Here is a 14,717-nt window from a genome sequence, read left to right on the forward strand (position 1 = left end):
CTCGCCCAGAGAGAGAACGGCGCGCGTGCGCCGGAGGGGAGCCCTCGTGGTCCATTCCTCACCCACCCCCGGTACCTCACCCACACCGCAGGACGACGCACCGGACGGCGCGCGCCGCACGTTCGTCGTCGACACGTCGGTCCTGCTGAGCGACCCGCGCGCCATCGGGCGGTTCGCCGAGCACGACGTGGTCCTCCCGGTCGTCGTCATCACCGAGCTGGAGGCCAAGCGCCACCACGCCGAGCTCGGGTACTTCGCGCGCAGCGCGCTGCGCATGCTCGACGACCTGCGGGTCAAGCACGGCCGGCTCGACGCCCCGATCCCCGTCGGCGACGTCGGCGGGACGCTGCGCGTGGAGCTCAACCACACCGACCCGGGCGTGCTGCCGGCCGGGTTCCGGCTGGGGGACAACGACACCCGGATCCTCTCCGTCGCGGCGAACCTCGCGGCCGAGGGTCACGACGTCACGGTCGTGTCGAAGGACCTGCCGATGCGGGTCAAGGCGTCGGCCGTGGGCCTGCGGGCGGAGGAGTACCGGCACGAGCTCGCCGTCGACTCGGGCTGGACCGGCATGGGCGAGATCTCGTTCACCGACGCGGAGGCGGCGGCGCTCTGGGAGCACGAGTCGGTCGAGCTCACGAGCCTGGACCCGGCGGTCGTCGAGGCGGCCGGCCCGCTGCACTGCCACACGGGTCTCGTCGTGCACTCGCCGCGCGGGTCCGCCCTCGGGCGCGTCACCGCGGACAAGCACGTGCAGCTCGTGCGCGGCGACCGCGAGGTGTTCGGGCTGCACGGGCGCTCCGCCGAGCAGCGCGTCGCGATCGACCTGCTGCTCGACGAGAGCGTGGGGATCGTCTCGCTCGGCGGGCGGGCCGGGACCGGCAAGTCGGCCCTCGCGCTGTGCGCCGGGCTGGAGGCCGTCATGGAGCGCCGGCAGCACCGCAAGGTCATGGTGTTCCGGCCGCTCTACGCCGTCGGCGGCCAGGAGCTCGGCTACCTGCCCGGCTCCGAGGCCGAGAAGATGAACCCGTGGGCGCAGGCCGTCTACGACACCCTCGGGGCGCTCGTCTCGCCGCAGGTGCTCGACGAGGTCATCGACCGCGAGATGCTCGAGGTGCTCCCGCTCACGCACATCCGCGGGCGCTCGCTGCACGACGCGTTCGTCATCGTCGACGAGGCGCAGTCGCTCGAGCGCAACGTCCTGCTCACGGTGCTGTCCCGCATCGGGCAGTCGTCGCGCGTCGTCCTCACGCACGACGTCGCGCAGCGCGACAACCTGCGCGTGGGCCGGCACGACGGCGTCGCCGCGGTCATCGAGGCGCTCAAGGGCCACCCGCTGTTCGCGCACGTCACGCTCACGCGCTCCGAGCGCTCGCCCGTGGCGGCGCTCGTCACGGAGATGCTGGAGTCGATCGAGGTCTGACCTGCCGCCGAGGTAGAGGCCTGGTCACGACCGGGCCTCTACCTCGCGGTGCCAGGCCTCTCCCTCGGCGGACCGGGGGTCTCGCTCGCGCGGAGGCGGGTCCGCGGGTGGACGAGGACCACCGCGAGGACGCCGACGACGGCGCCCAGGACCGTGTCGAGCGCGCGGTCGAGCGCGAGCGCCGACGGGTCGGCGGGGTGCGCGAGCGAGGTCATGAGCAGCGCCATGGGCGTGATGGTCAGCATCGCGAGCCCGTAGTGGCGCCCCACGATCGTCTCGGTGACGGTCTGGAGCACGACGACGACGGCGGCCGTCCCCCAGAACCCGAGCGGCGCGGCGAGCAGCGGCCAGGCGAGGAGCGCGCCCGCGACCGTGCCGGCCCCGCGCTGCAGCGCCCGCACGACGGCGTGGCGCGCCGACTCGCCCTGGAGCACCGCGGTCGAGCCCATGGTCGCCCACGCCGCGTGCCCGAGGCCGGCGACGGCGGTGACCGCACCGGCGACGAGCCCGGCGACGCCGACGCGCACGGTCGGGAGCCGCCAGGGTCCTGCGGCCCGGGCCCGCGCCTGGGCGCGCAGGGTCGTGCGGACCGCCGGGCCGTCGTCGCCGCGCGGCACGCCGGTCGCGTCGAGCGCCTCCTCGACGGCGTCGAGCTCTGCGGCGAGCGCGGGGACGGCGGGCCGCGTCCGCCACCAGGACGCGTCGTCCGCGAGGACGTCGCGCGCCCGGGCGACGGCGCCCCGGGCAGCATGCGCGGCGTGCCGCGGGGCCCCGGGCCGTTCGGCGGCGCGCACGGCGTCGGCGGCGCGGCGGACGGCGAGGCGCGCGGGCGCCGTCGGGCGGACGAGCACGCCGGCCGTGCACACGAGCCCCGCGAGGAGCGCGCCGAACGCCGCCGCGAGCGCGCGCGGCCCGATGTCGGCGAGCGTCGGTGCGCCCGCGAGGCCCGCGCCCGCGGCGAAGACGACGATCGTCGCGCCGGGCGGGCCCGTGCGGACGAGGAGGCAGAAGGCCGTGGCCCCGGCGGCGAGGAGCGCGACGGCGGCGGTCGTGACGAGCGCGGGCGTGCCCGTCGCGGCGAGGAGCGTGAAGGCCGCGATCGTACCGGTCATGAGCGTGCCGACGGTCGCGAGGAGCGTGGCCCGACGCCGGTACGGGTCGTACCGCCCGTAGAGCGACGTGAGCGCGCCGAGCGACGCGAACGCCGTGAGGTCGGGGCGCCCGAGCAGGCCCGGGACGGCGATCGCGAGCGCGACCGCGGCGCCGCAGCGCAGCGCGGCGGCGACCGTCGCGTCGGCGGGGCTCACGCGCAGGGCGTCGCGGAGGTGGGCGGGGTCGAGGACGTCCTGGGCGGCGGCGCGCACGGGCGCGAGCGCCGGGCGGGCGGGGGAGGAGAGGGGCATCGACAAACCAGCCTAGCGGTGATTCCTCGGTGTTTCACCAGTGAAAGAGTGTGAGGCCCGCCCTATCCTGGGTCCGTGGACTACGTCGACCGCGTGCGCGCGGAGTGGGCTGAGCAGCGGCCGGACCTCGACACCGCGACGTCGGCGGTCGGGGCGCGGCTGCGTCGCGTCGCGGCGCTGCTCGAGGCGGCGCTGGAGCGCTCCGCGGCACGGCACGACGTCTCGCGCGCGGAGTTCGACGTGCTCGCGGCGCTGCGCCGCGCCGGGCGGCCGCTGCGTGCGGGCGAGGTCACGACGATGACCGGCGCCCCCGGCGCGTCGATCACCAAGCGCCTCGACCGGCTCGAGCGCGCCGGACTCGTCGAGCGCACCGTCGCGGAGCGTGACCGGCGCGGCGTCCTCGTCGCGCTCACCGACGCCGGGACGGCGCTCGTCGACGAGGTCTTCCCGCAGCAGCTCGACCGCGAGCGCGCGGCGCTCGTCGACCTCGACGAGGCCGAGCGCGCCGAGCTCGCGCGCCTGCTCGCCGTCGTGCTGCGCCGCCTCGACCCCGTCGACTACTGACGTCCTCCCGCACGACCCGGGGACGACGAAGGCCGGGCGGAGCGGGTCGTCCCGCTCCGCCCGGCCTCCGTGGTCCCCGGGTCGTGGACGCTCAGGCCTGCGGCGGGCGCGTCATCGACAGGACGTCGAGCGCCTCGTCGAGCTGCGCCTCGGTGACCTCGCCGCGCTCGACGAAGCCCAGGTCGATCACGGCCTGGCGGACCGTGAGGCCCTCCTTGACGGAGTGCTTCGCGACCTTCGCCGCCGCCTCGTAGCCGATGACGCGGTTGAGCGGCGTGACGATCGACGGCGACGACTCGGCCAGCGCGAGGGCGCGCTCGACGTTCGCCGTGATGCCCGCGACGGTCTTGTCCGCGAGGACGCGCGACGCGTTCGCGAGGAGGCGGATCGACTCGAGGACGCCCTGCGCGATCACGGGGATCTGCACGTTGAGCTCGAACGAGCCCGACGCGCCGGCCCACGCGACGGTCGCGTCGTTGCCGACCACGCGCGCGGCGACCATGAGCACGGCCTCGGGCACGACGGGGTTGACCTTGCCCGGCATGATCGAGCTGCCCGGCTGCAGGTCCGGGATGAAGATCTCGCCGAGACCCGTGTTCGGGCCCGAGCCCATCCAGCGCAGGTCGTTGCAGATCTTGGTGAGCGAGACGGCGATCGTGCGCAGCGCGCCCGAGAGCTCGACGAGGCCGTCGCGCGAGGACTGCGCCTCGAAGTGGTCGCGCGCCTCCGTGAGGGGCAGGCCCGTGTCCTCGACCAGCAGCGCGATGACGCGCTGGGGGAACCCGGCGGGCGTGTTGATGCCGGTGCCGACGGCGGTGCCGCCGAGCGGGACCTCGGCGGCGCGGGGGAGCGCCGACTCCAGGCGCTCGACGCCGTAGCGGATCGCGGCGGCGTACCCGCCGAACTCCTGGCCGAGCGTCACGGGCGTGGCGTCCATGAGGTGCGTGCGGCCCGACTTCACGACCGTCGCGAACTCGGCGGACTTCGCCTCGAGCGCCTCGGCGAGGTGGCCCAGCGCGGGGACCAGGTCGCGCACGACCCCGGCCGTCGCGGCGACGTGGACCGACGTGGGGAACACGTCGTTCGAGGACTGCGACGCGTTGACGTGGTCGTTCGGGTGCACGTCGCGCCCGAGCGAGCGCGTCGCGAGCGTCGCGAGGACCTCGTTCGTGTTCATGTTCGACGACGTCCCGGACCCCGTCTGGTAGACGTCCACCGGGAAGTGCGCGTCGTGCGCGCCCGACGCGACCTCGTCGGCCGCGGCGACGACGGCGGCGGCGACGTCCTCGTCGAGCACGCCGAGCTCCGCGTTCGCGCGGGCCGCGGCCTTCTTCACGCGGGCGAGCGCCTCGATGTGGCCGCGCTCGAGCGGGGTGCCGGAGATGGGGAAGTTCTCCACCGCGCGCTGCGTCTGCGCGCGGTAGAGGGCCTGCGCGGGCACGCGCACCTCGCCCATGGTGTCGTGCTCGATGCGGTACTCGGTCGTCGGTGCGGCCGCGTCGGCGGCGGCGCCGGGAGCCTCGGGAGATGCAGTCATGGGGCCATCCTGCCGCACCGCGCGCCGGCCCCCGCAACCCGCGTGAGCGAGGTCACGCGGGCTGCGGGGAGGGTCGTGCGCGGGTCGGCGGGCGCTGCCCCGGCGACGAGCGCGCCGGGGCAGCCGCGCAGCCCGGGCCGTGGGGTCAGGCGTCGGCGCGGGGCTGCTCGCCGACGTCGCCCACGACGTCGACCAGGTGCGCGCGGCCCTCGGCGAAGTCGTACTCGACGCCGACGATCGCGCAGCGGCCCTCGGTGACGGCCGCGGCGAGGCCGGCCGAGTAGGAGTGCAGCATGTCGACCGTGTTGCGCACGTGCTCGCGGCGCAGCACGGCGGGGTCGAGGTTCTCCAGCGTGCCGTTCCCGGCGCCCGTGATCTTCGCCACGGAGGGGATGACGCGGTCGACGACGGCCCGGACGAACCCGTTCGCCTGCGCGCCCGTCCGCAGGGTCTCGACCGCCGCGCCCACGGCACCGCACGAGTCGTGCCCGAGCACCACGACGAGCGGCGCGGACAGCACCTCGACGCCGTACTCGATCGAGCCGAGCACCGTGGTGTCCACCACGTGCCCCGCCGTGCGGACGACGAACATGTCGCCCAGGCCCTGGTCGAAGATGATCTCCGCCGCGACGCGGGAGTCGGAGCAGCCGAACAGGACCGTGTGCGGGTGCTGCGCGGCCGACGTCTCGCGCCGTCGGTCCGCACCCTGCGACGGGTGCAGCGGGGCGTCGGCGACGAAGCGGTCGTTCCCGGTCCGCAGCGTCGCCCACGCCTCGGCGGGGGTGAGCGAACGGACCGGCTGTGCGGGGGCGGGAGAGGTCATGGCTCCCATCATCGCGCAGGTCGGGGCGTGCTCCGCGTGCCCGTTCGCATGGCGGGCCGCGCCGGGGGGCGGTATCCATGGAGGGTGACACCCCCGGTACTCGGGGAAGCGCGACCGAGGGGAGCTGACGTGCGCCGACGCACCCGAGCGCTCGCCGTCCTGGTCGCCGCGGGGCTCGTGGCGCCGCTCGCCGCGTGCGGCCCGGGCGACGACGGGACGCCGGAGCTCACGTGGTACATCAACCCGGACAACGGGGGCCAGGCCGACATCGCGGCGGCCTGCACCGAGGCCGCCGGGGGCGCGTACCGCATCACGACCGAGCTGCTCCCGCGCGACGCGGCGTCGCAGCGCGAGCAGCTCGCCCGCCGCCTCGCGGCGAAGGACTCGTCGATCGACATCATGAGCCTCGACCCGGTGTTCATCGCCGAGTTCGCCGAGGCGGACTTCCTGGCCCCGGTGCCCGACGACGTCGCGCAGGCGACGACGCAGGACGTGGTGCAGGGCGCGATCGACGCCTCGACGTGGAAGGACGAGCTGGTCGCCATCCCGTTCTGGGCGAACACGCAGCTCCTCTGGTACCGCAAGTCCGTGGCCGAGGCCGCCGGGCTCGACATGTCGCAGCCCGTCACGTGGGAGCAGATCATGCAGGCGGCCCAGGACCAGGACAAGCTCCTGGCCGTCCAGGGCGCCAAGGCCGAGTCGCTCACGGTGTGGATCAACGCGCTCGTCGAGGGCGCGGGCGGCCACATCATCGACAACCCCGAGGCCCCGGCCGACGAGGTGAAGCTCGGTCTGGACACGGACGCGGGCAAGGCGGCCGCGGAGATCATCGGCGGCATCGGCACCTCGGGCGTCGGCGGGCCGGGGCTGCCGAGCGAGGACGAGCCCGCGTCGCTCACCAAGTTCCAGGGCGACCGCGGGTCGTTCATGGTGAACTGGCCGTTCGTCTGGTCGTCCACCCAGAGCGCCGTCGAGGCCGGGTCGCTCGACCAGGCGCTCCTCGACGACATCGGCTGGGCGCTGTACCCGCGCACGACGGAGGGCGAGGACGCCCGTCCGCCCTACGGCGGCATCTCGCTCGGCATCGGCGCGTTCGGCAAGCACACCGACCTCGCCTACGAGGCGGCCCAGTGCATCGTGAGCCCCGAGAACCAGGCCGAGTACTTCGTCACCAACGGCAACCCGGCCGCGAGCATCAAGGCCTACGACGACCCGGACGTCCAGAAGGCGTTCCCCATGTACGACGTCATCCGCGACTCGCTCGACCAGGCGGCGCCGCGGCCCCAGACGCCGTTCTACAACGAGGTCTCCACGGGCCTCCAGCAGACGTGGTACCCGCCCGCGTCGGTCGACCCCGACACGACGCCGCAGGAGTCCACCGAGTTCATCACCGCCGTCCTGCGAGGGGAGCGACTCCTGTGAACGCCGGACCCCCGACCGAGCCCGCACCCCGCGGCCGGCACGCCACCACGCCGTCGACCGCGACCGAGGACGCCCCGCCGCGCGGCGGGGCCGCTCCCCGGTCGGGGTCGCGCGGCGCGCCGGACGCCGCCGCCAAGGCCGCGCGCAGCGACCGCTCGCGGGCCGAGGCCCGCCTCGGCTGGTACCTCGCCGGACCGGCGTTCGTCGTCATGCTCGCCGTGACGCTGTACCCGATCCTCCAGGCCGTCTACGACTCGCTCTTCAACTACAAGCTCACCGCGCCGGACGACCGGTCGTTCGTCGGGCTCAACAACTACGTCGTGATCCTCACGGACTCCGTGTGGTGGCGGGACCTCGGGGTCACGCTCTTCATCACGGTCGTCACGGTCGTCATCGAGCTGATCCTCGGCTTCGCCCTCGCGCTCGTCATGCACCGCGCGATCAAGCGCCTGCGCGGGCTCCTGCGCACCGCGATCCTCGTGCCCTACGGCATCATCACGGTCGTCTCGGCGTTCGCGTGGTTCTACGCGTTCGACATCACGTCCGGGTACGTCAACCACTGGTTCGACTGGGTGCCGGGCGTCGGTCCCGACCTCAACTGGTTCGCGCAGCAGGGCACGAGCCTGTTCGTCATCATCGCGTCCGAGGTCTGGAAGACGACACCGTTCATCTCGCTCCTGCTCCTCGCCGGCCTCGCGCAGGTGCCGGGCGACCTGGAGGAGGCCGCGAAGGTCGACGGCGCGACCGCGTGGCAGCGGTTCACCCGCGTCATCGTGCCGAACATGAAGGCCGCGATCATGGTGGCCGTCCTGTTCCGCGCGCTCGACGCGTTCCGCATCTTCGACAACGTCTTCATCATGACGAACGGCGCCAACGGCACCGAGGTGCTGTCGCTGCTGGCCTACCGCACGTCGATCGGCCAGCTCCAGATCGGCATGGGCTCCGCGATCTCCGTGCTGCTGTTCCTGTGCGTCGTGCTCATCTGCTTCATCGCGATCAAGCTCTTCAAGGTGGATCTCGCCGGCGCGAGGGGGGAGAAGTGATGGGCAGCGTCCTCAGCACCAAGGCCAAGATCTGGTGGGCGGTCATCACGGTCGTCGTGCTCGTCGGGGCGCTGTTCCCCGTGCTCTCGATCTTCATGACGAGCTTCAAGGGGCCCAGCGACATCAACTCCGGGACGTTCCTGCCGCCGCAGTGGAGCACCACCAACTACGAGCAGATCCTCGCGTCCGGCGGGTCCGCGCAGGAGCTGTTCCTGTCCGCGCTGCGCAACTCGATCGGCATCTCGCTCATCGCGACGGTCATCGCCGTCGTGCTCGCCACGCTGTGCGCCTACGCGATCGCGCGCCTGAACTTCCCGGGCAAGCGCCTCATCCTCACCACGGCGCTCGGCGTGTCGATCTTCCCCGTCGTGTCGATCGTCACGCCGCTGTTCAACCTCTGGCGCAACATCGGCCTCTACGACACCTGGCTCGGCCTGATCATCCCGTACCTGTCGCTCACCCTCCCGATCTCCATCTGGACGCTCGCGGCGTTCTTCCGCCAGATCCCGTGGGAGCTCGAGCAGGCCGCGCAGGTCGACGGCGCGACGCCGTGGCAGGCGTTCCGCAAGGCGATCGTCCCGCTCGCCGCGCCGGGCGTGTTCACCACCGCGCTCATCGCGTTCTTCATCGCGTGGAACGACTTCGTCTACGGCATCTCGCTCACGTCGACGAGCGCGGCCCGACCGGTCCCGGCGGCGCTCGCGTTCTTCACCGGGGCGTCGTACTTCGAGGAGCCGACGGGCGCGATCTCCGCGGCCGCGGTCGTCGTGACCATCCCCGTGGTCATCCTCGTCGTGCTGTTCCAGCGCCAGATCGTCTCGGGCCTGACCCAGGGGGCGGTGAAGGGATGAGCACCGCGTCCCCGGACCGCCCCGCCCACCACCGCACGCCCTCCCGGTCCGCCGGGCACCGTGCCGCACGCCGAACCCGAGGAGAGAGCTGATGGCGTCGATCACCCTCAAGGACATCGTCAAGCGCTACGGCGACGGCTTCCTCGCCGTGGACAACGTCAACCTCGACATCGCGGACGGCGAGTTCGTCATCCTCGTCGGGCCGTCCGGCTCGGGGAAGTCGACGGTCCTGCGCATGATCGTCGGGCTCGAGGACATCACGGCGGGCGAGCTCGAGATCGACGGCGTGCGCGTCAACGAGAAGGCGCCGCGCGAGCGCGACCTCGCGATGGTGTTCCAGAACTACGCGCTCTACCCGCACCTCACGGTCGCGGAGAACATCGCGTTCCCGCTGCGCCTCGCGAAGGGCAAGCACAGCGAGGAGGAGATCCGGGAGAAGGTCGAGCGCGCGGCCGACATGCTCGACCTGCGCGAGCACCTCGACCGCAAGCCGGCGAACCTCTCGGGCGGTCAGCGGCAGCGCGTCGCGATGGGCCGGGCGATCGTGCGCGACGCGAAGGCGTTCCTCTTCGACGAGCCGCTGTCGAACCTCGACGCGAAACTGCGCGGGCAGACCCGCACCGAGATCGCGCGCCTGCAGCGCCGGCTCGGCACGACGACCGTCTACGTCACCCACGACCAGACCGAGGCCATGACGCTCGGCGACCGCGTCGCCGTCCTGCGCCGCGGCGTGCTCCAGCAGGTCGCGAGCCCGCGCGGCCTCTACGAGCAGCCGGTCAACCTGTTCGTCGCGGGCTTCATCGGCACGCCGCCCATGAACTTCCTGCCCGGCGAGGTCTCGGGCGGGAAGATCACGCTGCCGTTCGGCGAGTTCGACATGCCGGAGAGCATCGCGACGGCCGTCGGCGACCGCGGCCTGGTGATCGTCGGCCTGCGGCCCGAGCACTTCGAGGACGCGCGGCTCGTCGACCCGGCGAAGAAGGACCGGGGCCACACGTTCGAGGCGCAGATCGACGTCACCGAGTGGCTCGGCGCGGAGCTTTACGCCTACGTCCCGTTCGAGATGCACGAGTCCGTGAAGGGGCAGCTCGACGAGCTGGACCGCGAGCTCGACGGCGAGGGCGTGCGCACGCAGTTCGTCGTGGCGCTCGACTCGGCGTCGCGCGCGCGGGACGGCGACGTGACGGACCTGTGGTTCGACCCGACGAAGATGATGATCTTCGACCCGGAGACGAGCGAGAACCTCACGCGCGACACCGCGGAGGCCGAGCGCATCGAGCAGGAGAACGTCGAGGACCGCAAGCGCTCCCTGGAGCGGGCGCAGAAGCAGGACGCGCAGGTCTGACGCAGGTCTCGGCCGCCCGGGCTCGTGCCCGGGCGGCCGAGGCGTGCCCAGCCTCGTGGCCGCGCTCGTGCCAGCCTCGTGGCCGCGCTCGTGGGCGGGCTCGTGGGCGCGACCTCGGAGCCGTGACCGGGCTCAGGCGGGGGCGAGCTCCGCGCGTCGCGGCGGGTTGGCCCCGGCGCGCGAGACGGTGACGGCGGCGACCGCGACGCAGCGGCGCAGCACGTCGCCGAGCACGGTGGCGTCGATCGCGCGCAGCGCCTCGCGCCGGTCCGCGCCGAGCAGGCCGGCCTCCCACAGCCCGTCGAGGAGCGCGCCCATGAACGAGTCGCCCGCGCCGACGGTGTCGACGACCTCGACGCGCGGGGCCGTGACGCGCTGCTCGCCGGCCGCGGTGACGGCGACCGCTCCCTCGCCGCCGAACGTCACGACGACGAGCGCCGGCCCCAGGGCGAGCCACTCGCGCGCGACGGCGACCGGGTCCGCGCCCGGCACGAGCCACGCCACGTCCTCGTCGCTCACCTTGACCACGTCGGCGAGCGCGACGAGCGCCTCGATGCGGGTGCGCGCGTCGGCGGGGTCGCCCATGAGGGCGGGCCGGGCGTTGGGGTCGTAGGTGATCGTCGCGGTGTCGCGCGCCGCGGCGACGAGCGCGCGGACGTCGGACGCGCCGGGCTCGAGCACGGCGGCGATGGAGCCCGTGTGCACGGCGAGCGTGCCGGCGTCGGGAGCCGTGCCCGCGGGGACGCGCCACTCCAGGTCGAACTCGTACGTGGCCGCTCCGTTCGCGTCGAGGTGCGCGGTGGCGACGCTCGTCGTGGGGGCGTCGGTGCTGCCGGGCGTGAGGGTCACGGCCGAGTCGTCGAGCCACGCCCGCACCGCCTCGCCGTGCGCGTCGTGCCCGAGCCACGTGGCGAGCCGGGCGTCCCGCCCAAGCCGGCCGAGCGTGAGCGCGACGTTCGCGAGGCTGCCCCCGGGGTGCTCGGCGACGCTGCCGTCCGCGCGGTGCACGACGTCGACGAGCGCCTCGCCGACGACGAGGACGTGCCCGGCGGGCGCGGCGGCGGGCTGGGCGGGGTCCGTGCTCGTGCTCATGCGTCGTCTCCGGTCGGGTCGTCGGGGTCGGTCGTGCCGCGTGCCGTCGCGTCGTCCTGCGAGCGTGCCGCGTCGAGGCGGGCGCGCGCGCCGTCGAGCCATTCCTGGCAGCGCGCGGCGAGCGCCTCGCCACGCTCCCAGAGCGCGAGCGAGTCCTCGAGCGGCTCGCCCCCGGCCTCCAGCCGGGCGACGACCTGCACGAGCTCGTCGCGCGCCTGCTCGTACGAGAGCGTCGACACGTCGGACGTGACAGCGTTGTCAAAGGAAGTCACGGCAGTATTCAACCCCATCTGTGCGTCGTGGCCCGACGGTCGTCCGGCGGGCGGTCGAGAACCGGCGCGGGCGCCTCACGACGCCTCCCGGCCGGGGGCGGGTCCGTCGTCGTGCGCGCCGGTGACCGCCGCGTCCAGCGCGCCGCGCGCGAGACGCACGCGCACCGCGTCGCCCGTCGCGACGTCGCCGGGGGAGCGGACCACGTGCCCGTCGGCCCGCTGCACGACGGCGTACCCCCGCTCGAGCGTCGAGGCCGGGGACAGGGCGCGCACCTGGGCCTCGAGCCGGCCGACCTCGCCCGCCGCGCGCACGAGCCGCGCGTCGAGCGCCCGGCGTGCCCGGTCCCGCAGCGCCCCGACCCGCTCGTGCCGGTCGGTGAGCATCCGCCCGGGGTCGGCGAGGACGGGCCGGGACCGCAGCGCGTCGAGCCCTGCTTGCTCGCGGGACACGCGCCCCGTGATCGCGCTGCGCAGGCGCTGACGGCTCTGCGCGACGCGGGCGCGCTCCTCCGTCACGTCGGGCACCACGCGCTTGGCCGCCGCCGTCGGGGTCGAGGCGCGGTAGTCCGCGACCAGGTCGAGCAGCGGGCAGTCGGTCTCGTGGCCGATCGCGCTCACGAGCGGCGTGCGGCACGCCGCCGCGACGCGCACCAGCGCCTCGTTCGAGAAGGGCAGGAGGTCCTCGACGGCGCCCCCGCCGCGCGCGACGACGATGACGTCCACCTCCGGGTCGGCGTCGAGCGCGCGGATCGCGTCGCCCACCTGCTGCACCGCGTGCGCGCCCTGGACGGCCACCTCGCGGATCTCGAACCGGACCTGGGGCCAGCGGGCGCGCGCGTTGACCACGACGTCGTGCTCCGCCTTGGACTCGCGCCCGCACACCAGCCCGACGACGGCCGGGAGGAACGGCAGCGGCCGCTTGCGGTCGGCGTCGAACAGGCCCTCCGCCGCGAGCACGCGCTTGAGGTGCTCGATCCGCGCGAGCAGCTCGCCCACGCCGACGGGACGGATCTCGCGTGCCTGGAGCTGGAGCGTGCCGCGCCGCGTCCAGAACACCGGCTTCGCGTGCACGACGACGTGCGCGCCCTCCTCCACCGGCGTGCCCTGGAGCACGCGGGACGCGGCCGACACCGGGAGCGACATGTCGAGGTCCGTGTCGCGCAGCGTGAGGAACGCCGTCGACGTGCCCGGGCGCCGGTTGAGCTGGACCACCTGGCCCTCGACCCAGACCGGCGCCATCCGCTCGACGTACTGCTCGATCTTGCGCGACAGGAGCCGGACCGGCCACGGGTGCTCCGCGCTCGTCTCGAGCGCGCGCGCCGGCAGGGGGCCGCGGGCCGCCGGACCGGCGGGCGCGGCACCCGGACGCGGGGCGTCGTCGGGCAGCGGGAGGGAGGCGGTCACGGGACCAGCCTGCCGCACCCCACCCACGCCCACCCAACGCGCCGCGGTACGGAGCGCGCCGACCGGCGCGCCGGTCGAGCGCTCAGGGCGCGAGCAGGTCGACGGTGACGAGGCGGTAGCCCTGCGCGCGCAGGTCGTCGACGATCCCGGGCACGGCGTCGACGGTCGAGGCGTGGATGTCGTGCATGAGCACCACGCTGCCCGGTCGCGCGCCCTCCACCGCGCGGCGACGCGTCTCCGCGGCGTCGCGCGTCTTCCAGTCGAGCGTGTCGAGGTTCCAGAGCACCACCTGGAGCCCGGAGCGGAGCGCGACCGACCGCACGCGGTCGTCGACGTCCCCGTACGGGGGCCGCAGGAGCGTCGGGGTGACCCCCGCGGCGCTCTCGATCGCGGCCTGGGTGCGCGCGAGCTCGTCACGGACGGCGTCGTCGTCGAGCGTCGTGAGCTGCGGGTGGTCCCAGGTGTGGTTCGCGAGCAGGTGGCCGGCGGCCGCCGTGTCGCGCACGACGTCGGGCCGCTTCTCCACGTTGCTCCCGACGAGGAAGAACGTGGCGGAGACGTGCTTCTCCGCGAGCACCTGCAGGAGCCGCTCGGTGTCGGGCCCGGGCCCGTCGTCGAACGTGAGCGCGACGCACCGCTCGACCGCGCAGTCCACGCCCGTCGCCCGCGCCTGGTCGCGCCGCTGGGCGAGCTGGAGCGCCAGCCGGTCCGACCAGACGGCCTCCGTCGCCGCGAGCACCGCGTCGCGCAGCGCCACGGTCTCGGCGACCGGGGCGCCGCCCGGGCCGGCGTCCAGCGTCGTCGTCGCCTGCGTCAGCAGCCCGTCGAGCGTCATGCGCGTGCCCTCGTCCGAGACGAGGCCTGCCGACTCCGTGAGGACGGGCCGGCCCTCGGTCGCCGCCGCCTCCAGACCGTCGTACGCCCACTGCCGCTGCGCGGTCGCGACGGGCTCCGCCGCCACGACGACGGCGATGGCGGCCTCGTCCAGGGCGTCCGCCGTGGGCTCGGAGCCCGTCACGACCTCGACGTGGACGGCGGGGCGCGAGCCCGGGCGCAGCGGGTTCGGGCGGGACAGGGCGTCCACGGTGCGGTCCTCCTCCGGGTAGGTCACCGGGGTCGTGCGGAGCGCGGTGGCCTCCTGGAGCGTCGCGGCCAGGGGCTCGCGGACCGCCGGGTCGTCCACCTGGCCCTCGCTCGCGGCGAGCAGCGCCGCGCCCGCGACCTCCGCCGCGGCCGTCGGGACGAGCCGCGTGAGATAGGCCGCCTCGGCCCGCGCGCGCCCGTCCGTCGCGTCCTGCGTCACGCGCCCGACCTCGGCGTCGTAGCGCTCGACCGCGGCGACCCACGCGCGGTGCTCCAGCGTCCCGACGACCACGACCGCCGCCGCGACGACGACGAGCAGCAGCGGGACGAGCCACCACCGCACGCGGCGGCGCCGTCGGGGCGCGTCGGGCACGGGTGACGTCGTGCCGCCCGGGTCGTCGCTCATGCCCTCGATCTTGGGGGGCGGCGGGACGGACGTCGACCCGGCGCGCCCG

The 14,717-nt window shown here is 74.6% G+C and carries 13 protein-coding genes; 6 read left to right on the forward strand and 7 right to left on the reverse strand.

Features of this window, described 5'->3' with window-relative positions; translation table 11 throughout:
• Window positions 1–46 precede the first annotated feature (46 nt).
• The gene (gene phoH2, locus BXA05_RS12655; RefSeq protein WP_061266974.1) at window positions 47–1,423 is read left to right on the forward strand and encodes an RNA 5'-3' helicase PhoH2; all 1,377 of its coding nucleotides are present in this window, start codon (window positions 47–49) and stop codon (window positions 1,421–1,423) included.
• Between the two features lie 38 nt (window positions 1,424–1,461).
• On the opposite strand, the gene BXA05_RS12660 is transcribed toward phoH2, so the two are convergent.
• Window positions 1,462–2,826 (reverse strand): FUSC family protein, encoded by a 1,365-nt coding sequence (locus BXA05_RS12660; RefSeq protein WP_076405213.1) that lies wholly within the window; start codon window positions 2,824–2,826, stop codon window positions 1,462–1,464.
• Window positions 2,827–2,901: 75 nt separating this feature from the next.
• Between BXA05_RS12660 and BXA05_RS12665 the strand changes: the two genes are divergently transcribed.
• Window positions 2,902–3,390: a MarR family winged helix-turn-helix transcriptional regulator gene (locus BXA05_RS12665; protein ID WP_061267618.1), complete on the forward strand. Its 489-nt coding sequence runs from the start codon at window positions 2,902–2,904 to the stop codon at window positions 3,388–3,390.
• Window positions 3,391–3,481: 91 nt separating this feature from the next.
• Here the strand turns inward: BXA05_RS12665 and BXA05_RS12670 are convergent, their stop codons facing one another.
• On the reverse strand, window positions 3,482–4,927 hold the full coding sequence (locus tag BXA05_RS12670; RefSeq protein ID WP_076405214.1) for a class II fumarate hydratase: 1,446 nt from the start codon (window positions 4,925–4,927) through the stop codon (window positions 3,482–3,484).
• 145 nt (window positions 4,928–5,072) lie between these two features.
• The gene (locus tag BXA05_RS12675) at window positions 5,073–5,750 is read right to left on the reverse strand and encodes a carbonic anhydrase (protein WP_076405215.1); all 678 of its coding nucleotides are present in this window, start codon (window positions 5,748–5,750) and stop codon (window positions 5,073–5,075) included.
• A gap of 129 nt (window positions 5,751–5,879) precedes the next feature.
• Here BXA05_RS12675 and BXA05_RS12680 point away from each other — a divergent pair, with 129 nt between their 5' ends.
• The 4 genes from BXA05_RS12680 (at window position 5,880) to BXA05_RS12695 (ending at window position 10,411) form a co-directional block, all read left to right on the forward strand.
• Window positions 5,880–7,172 (forward strand): sugar ABC transporter substrate-binding protein, encoded by a 1,293-nt coding sequence (locus tag BXA05_RS12680; RefSeq protein WP_043659768.1) that lies wholly within the window; start codon window positions 5,880–5,882, stop codon window positions 7,170–7,172.
• Window positions 7,169–8,215 carry a carbohydrate ABC transporter permease gene (locus tag BXA05_RS12685; RefSeq protein WP_082774421.1) on the forward strand — a complete coding sequence of 349 codons (1,047 nt, stop codon included), beginning with the start codon at window positions 7,169–7,171 and terminating at the stop codon, window positions 8,213–8,215. Before BXA05_RS12680 ends, BXA05_RS12685 begins: the two co-directional genes overlap by 4 nt.
• Entirely contained in the window at window positions 8,215–9,066 is an 852-nt protein-coding gene (locus tag BXA05_RS12690; RefSeq protein WP_061267621.1) for a carbohydrate ABC transporter permease, read from the forward strand. The genes BXA05_RS12685 and BXA05_RS12690 overlap by 1 nt, the downstream gene beginning before the upstream one ends.
• 91 nt (window positions 9,067–9,157) lie before the next feature.
• Window positions 9,158–10,411: an ABC transporter ATP-binding protein gene (locus tag BXA05_RS12695; protein ID WP_021482413.1), complete on the forward strand. Its 1,254-nt coding sequence runs from the start codon at window positions 9,158–9,160 to the stop codon at window positions 10,409–10,411.
• A gap of 132 nt (window positions 10,412–10,543) precedes the next feature.
• Here the strand turns inward: BXA05_RS12695 and BXA05_RS12700 are convergent, their stop codons facing one another.
• The 4 genes from BXA05_RS12700 to BXA05_RS12715 all read right to left on the reverse strand — a co-directional run bounded on the left by BXA05_RS12700 (window position 10,544) and on the right by BXA05_RS12715 (window position 14,668).
• The gene (locus BXA05_RS12700) at window positions 10,544–11,503 is read right to left on the reverse strand and encodes a carbohydrate kinase family protein (protein WP_076405216.1); all 960 of its coding nucleotides are present in this window, start codon (window positions 11,501–11,503) and stop codon (window positions 10,544–10,546) included.
• The gene (locus tag BXA05_RS12705; RefSeq protein ID WP_051028398.1) at window positions 11,500–11,793 is read right to left on the reverse strand and encodes an exodeoxyribonuclease VII small subunit; all 294 of its coding nucleotides are present in this window, start codon (window positions 11,791–11,793) and stop codon (window positions 11,500–11,502) included. Before BXA05_RS12705 ends, BXA05_RS12700 begins: the two co-directional genes overlap by 4 nt.
• Before the next feature lie 57 nt (window positions 11,794–11,850).
• Window positions 11,851–13,179 carry an exodeoxyribonuclease VII large subunit gene (gene xseA, locus BXA05_RS12710; RefSeq protein WP_083711862.1) on the reverse strand — a complete coding sequence of 443 codons (1,329 nt, stop codon included), beginning with the start codon at window positions 13,177–13,179 and terminating at the stop codon, window positions 11,851–11,853.
• A gap of 82 nt (window positions 13,180–13,261) precedes the next feature.
• Window positions 13,262–14,668 carry a polysaccharide deacetylase family protein gene (locus BXA05_RS12715; RefSeq protein WP_143311147.1) on the reverse strand — a complete coding sequence of 469 codons (1,407 nt, stop codon included), beginning with the start codon at window positions 14,666–14,668 and terminating at the stop codon, window positions 13,262–13,264.
• Window positions 14,669–14,717: the final 49 nt, after the last annotated feature.

It is taken from the genome of Cellulosimicrobium funkei (assembly GCF_900155925.1).
In the GTDB taxonomy this organism is placed as follows: Bacteria; Actinomycetota; Actinomycetes; order Actinomycetales; family Cellulomonadaceae; genus Cellulosimicrobium; species Cellulosimicrobium funkei.

What these genes read in the sequence shown, in the direction of transcription:
- BXA05_RS12705 (WP_051028398.1), bottom strand. Translation starts at nt 11,793, where the DNA reads ATGGGGTTGAATACTGCCGTGACTTCCTTTGACAACGCTGTCACGTCC.
- BXA05_RS12670 (WP_076405214.1), bottom strand. Translation starts at nt 4,927, where the DNA reads ATGACTGCATCTCCCGAGGCTCCCGGCGCCGCCGCCGACGCGGCCGCA.
- BXA05_RS12690 (WP_061267621.1), top strand. Translation starts at nt 8,215, where the DNA reads ATGGGCAGCGTCCTCAGCACCAAGGCCAAGATCTGGTGGGCGGTCATC.
- BXA05_RS12660 (WP_076405213.1), bottom strand. Translation starts at nt 2,826, where the DNA reads ATGCCCCTCTCCTCCCCCGCCCGCCCGGCGCTCGCGCCCGTGCGCGCC.
- BXA05_RS12715 (WP_143311147.1), bottom strand. Translation starts at nt 14,668, where the DNA reads ATGAGCGACGACCCGGGCGGCACGACGTCACCCGTGCCCGACGCGCCC.
- BXA05_RS12700 (WP_076405216.1), bottom strand. Translation starts at nt 11,503, where the DNA reads ATGAGCACGAGCACGGACCCCGCCCAGCCCGCCGCCGCGCCCGCCGGG.
- BXA05_RS12695 (WP_021482413.1), top strand. Translation starts at nt 9,158, where the DNA reads ATGGCGTCGATCACCCTCAAGGACATCGTCAAGCGCTACGGCGACGGC.
- BXA05_RS12675 (WP_076405215.1), bottom strand. Translation starts at nt 5,750, where the DNA reads ATGACCTCTCCCGCCCCCGCACAGCCGGTCCGTTCGCTCACCCCCGCC.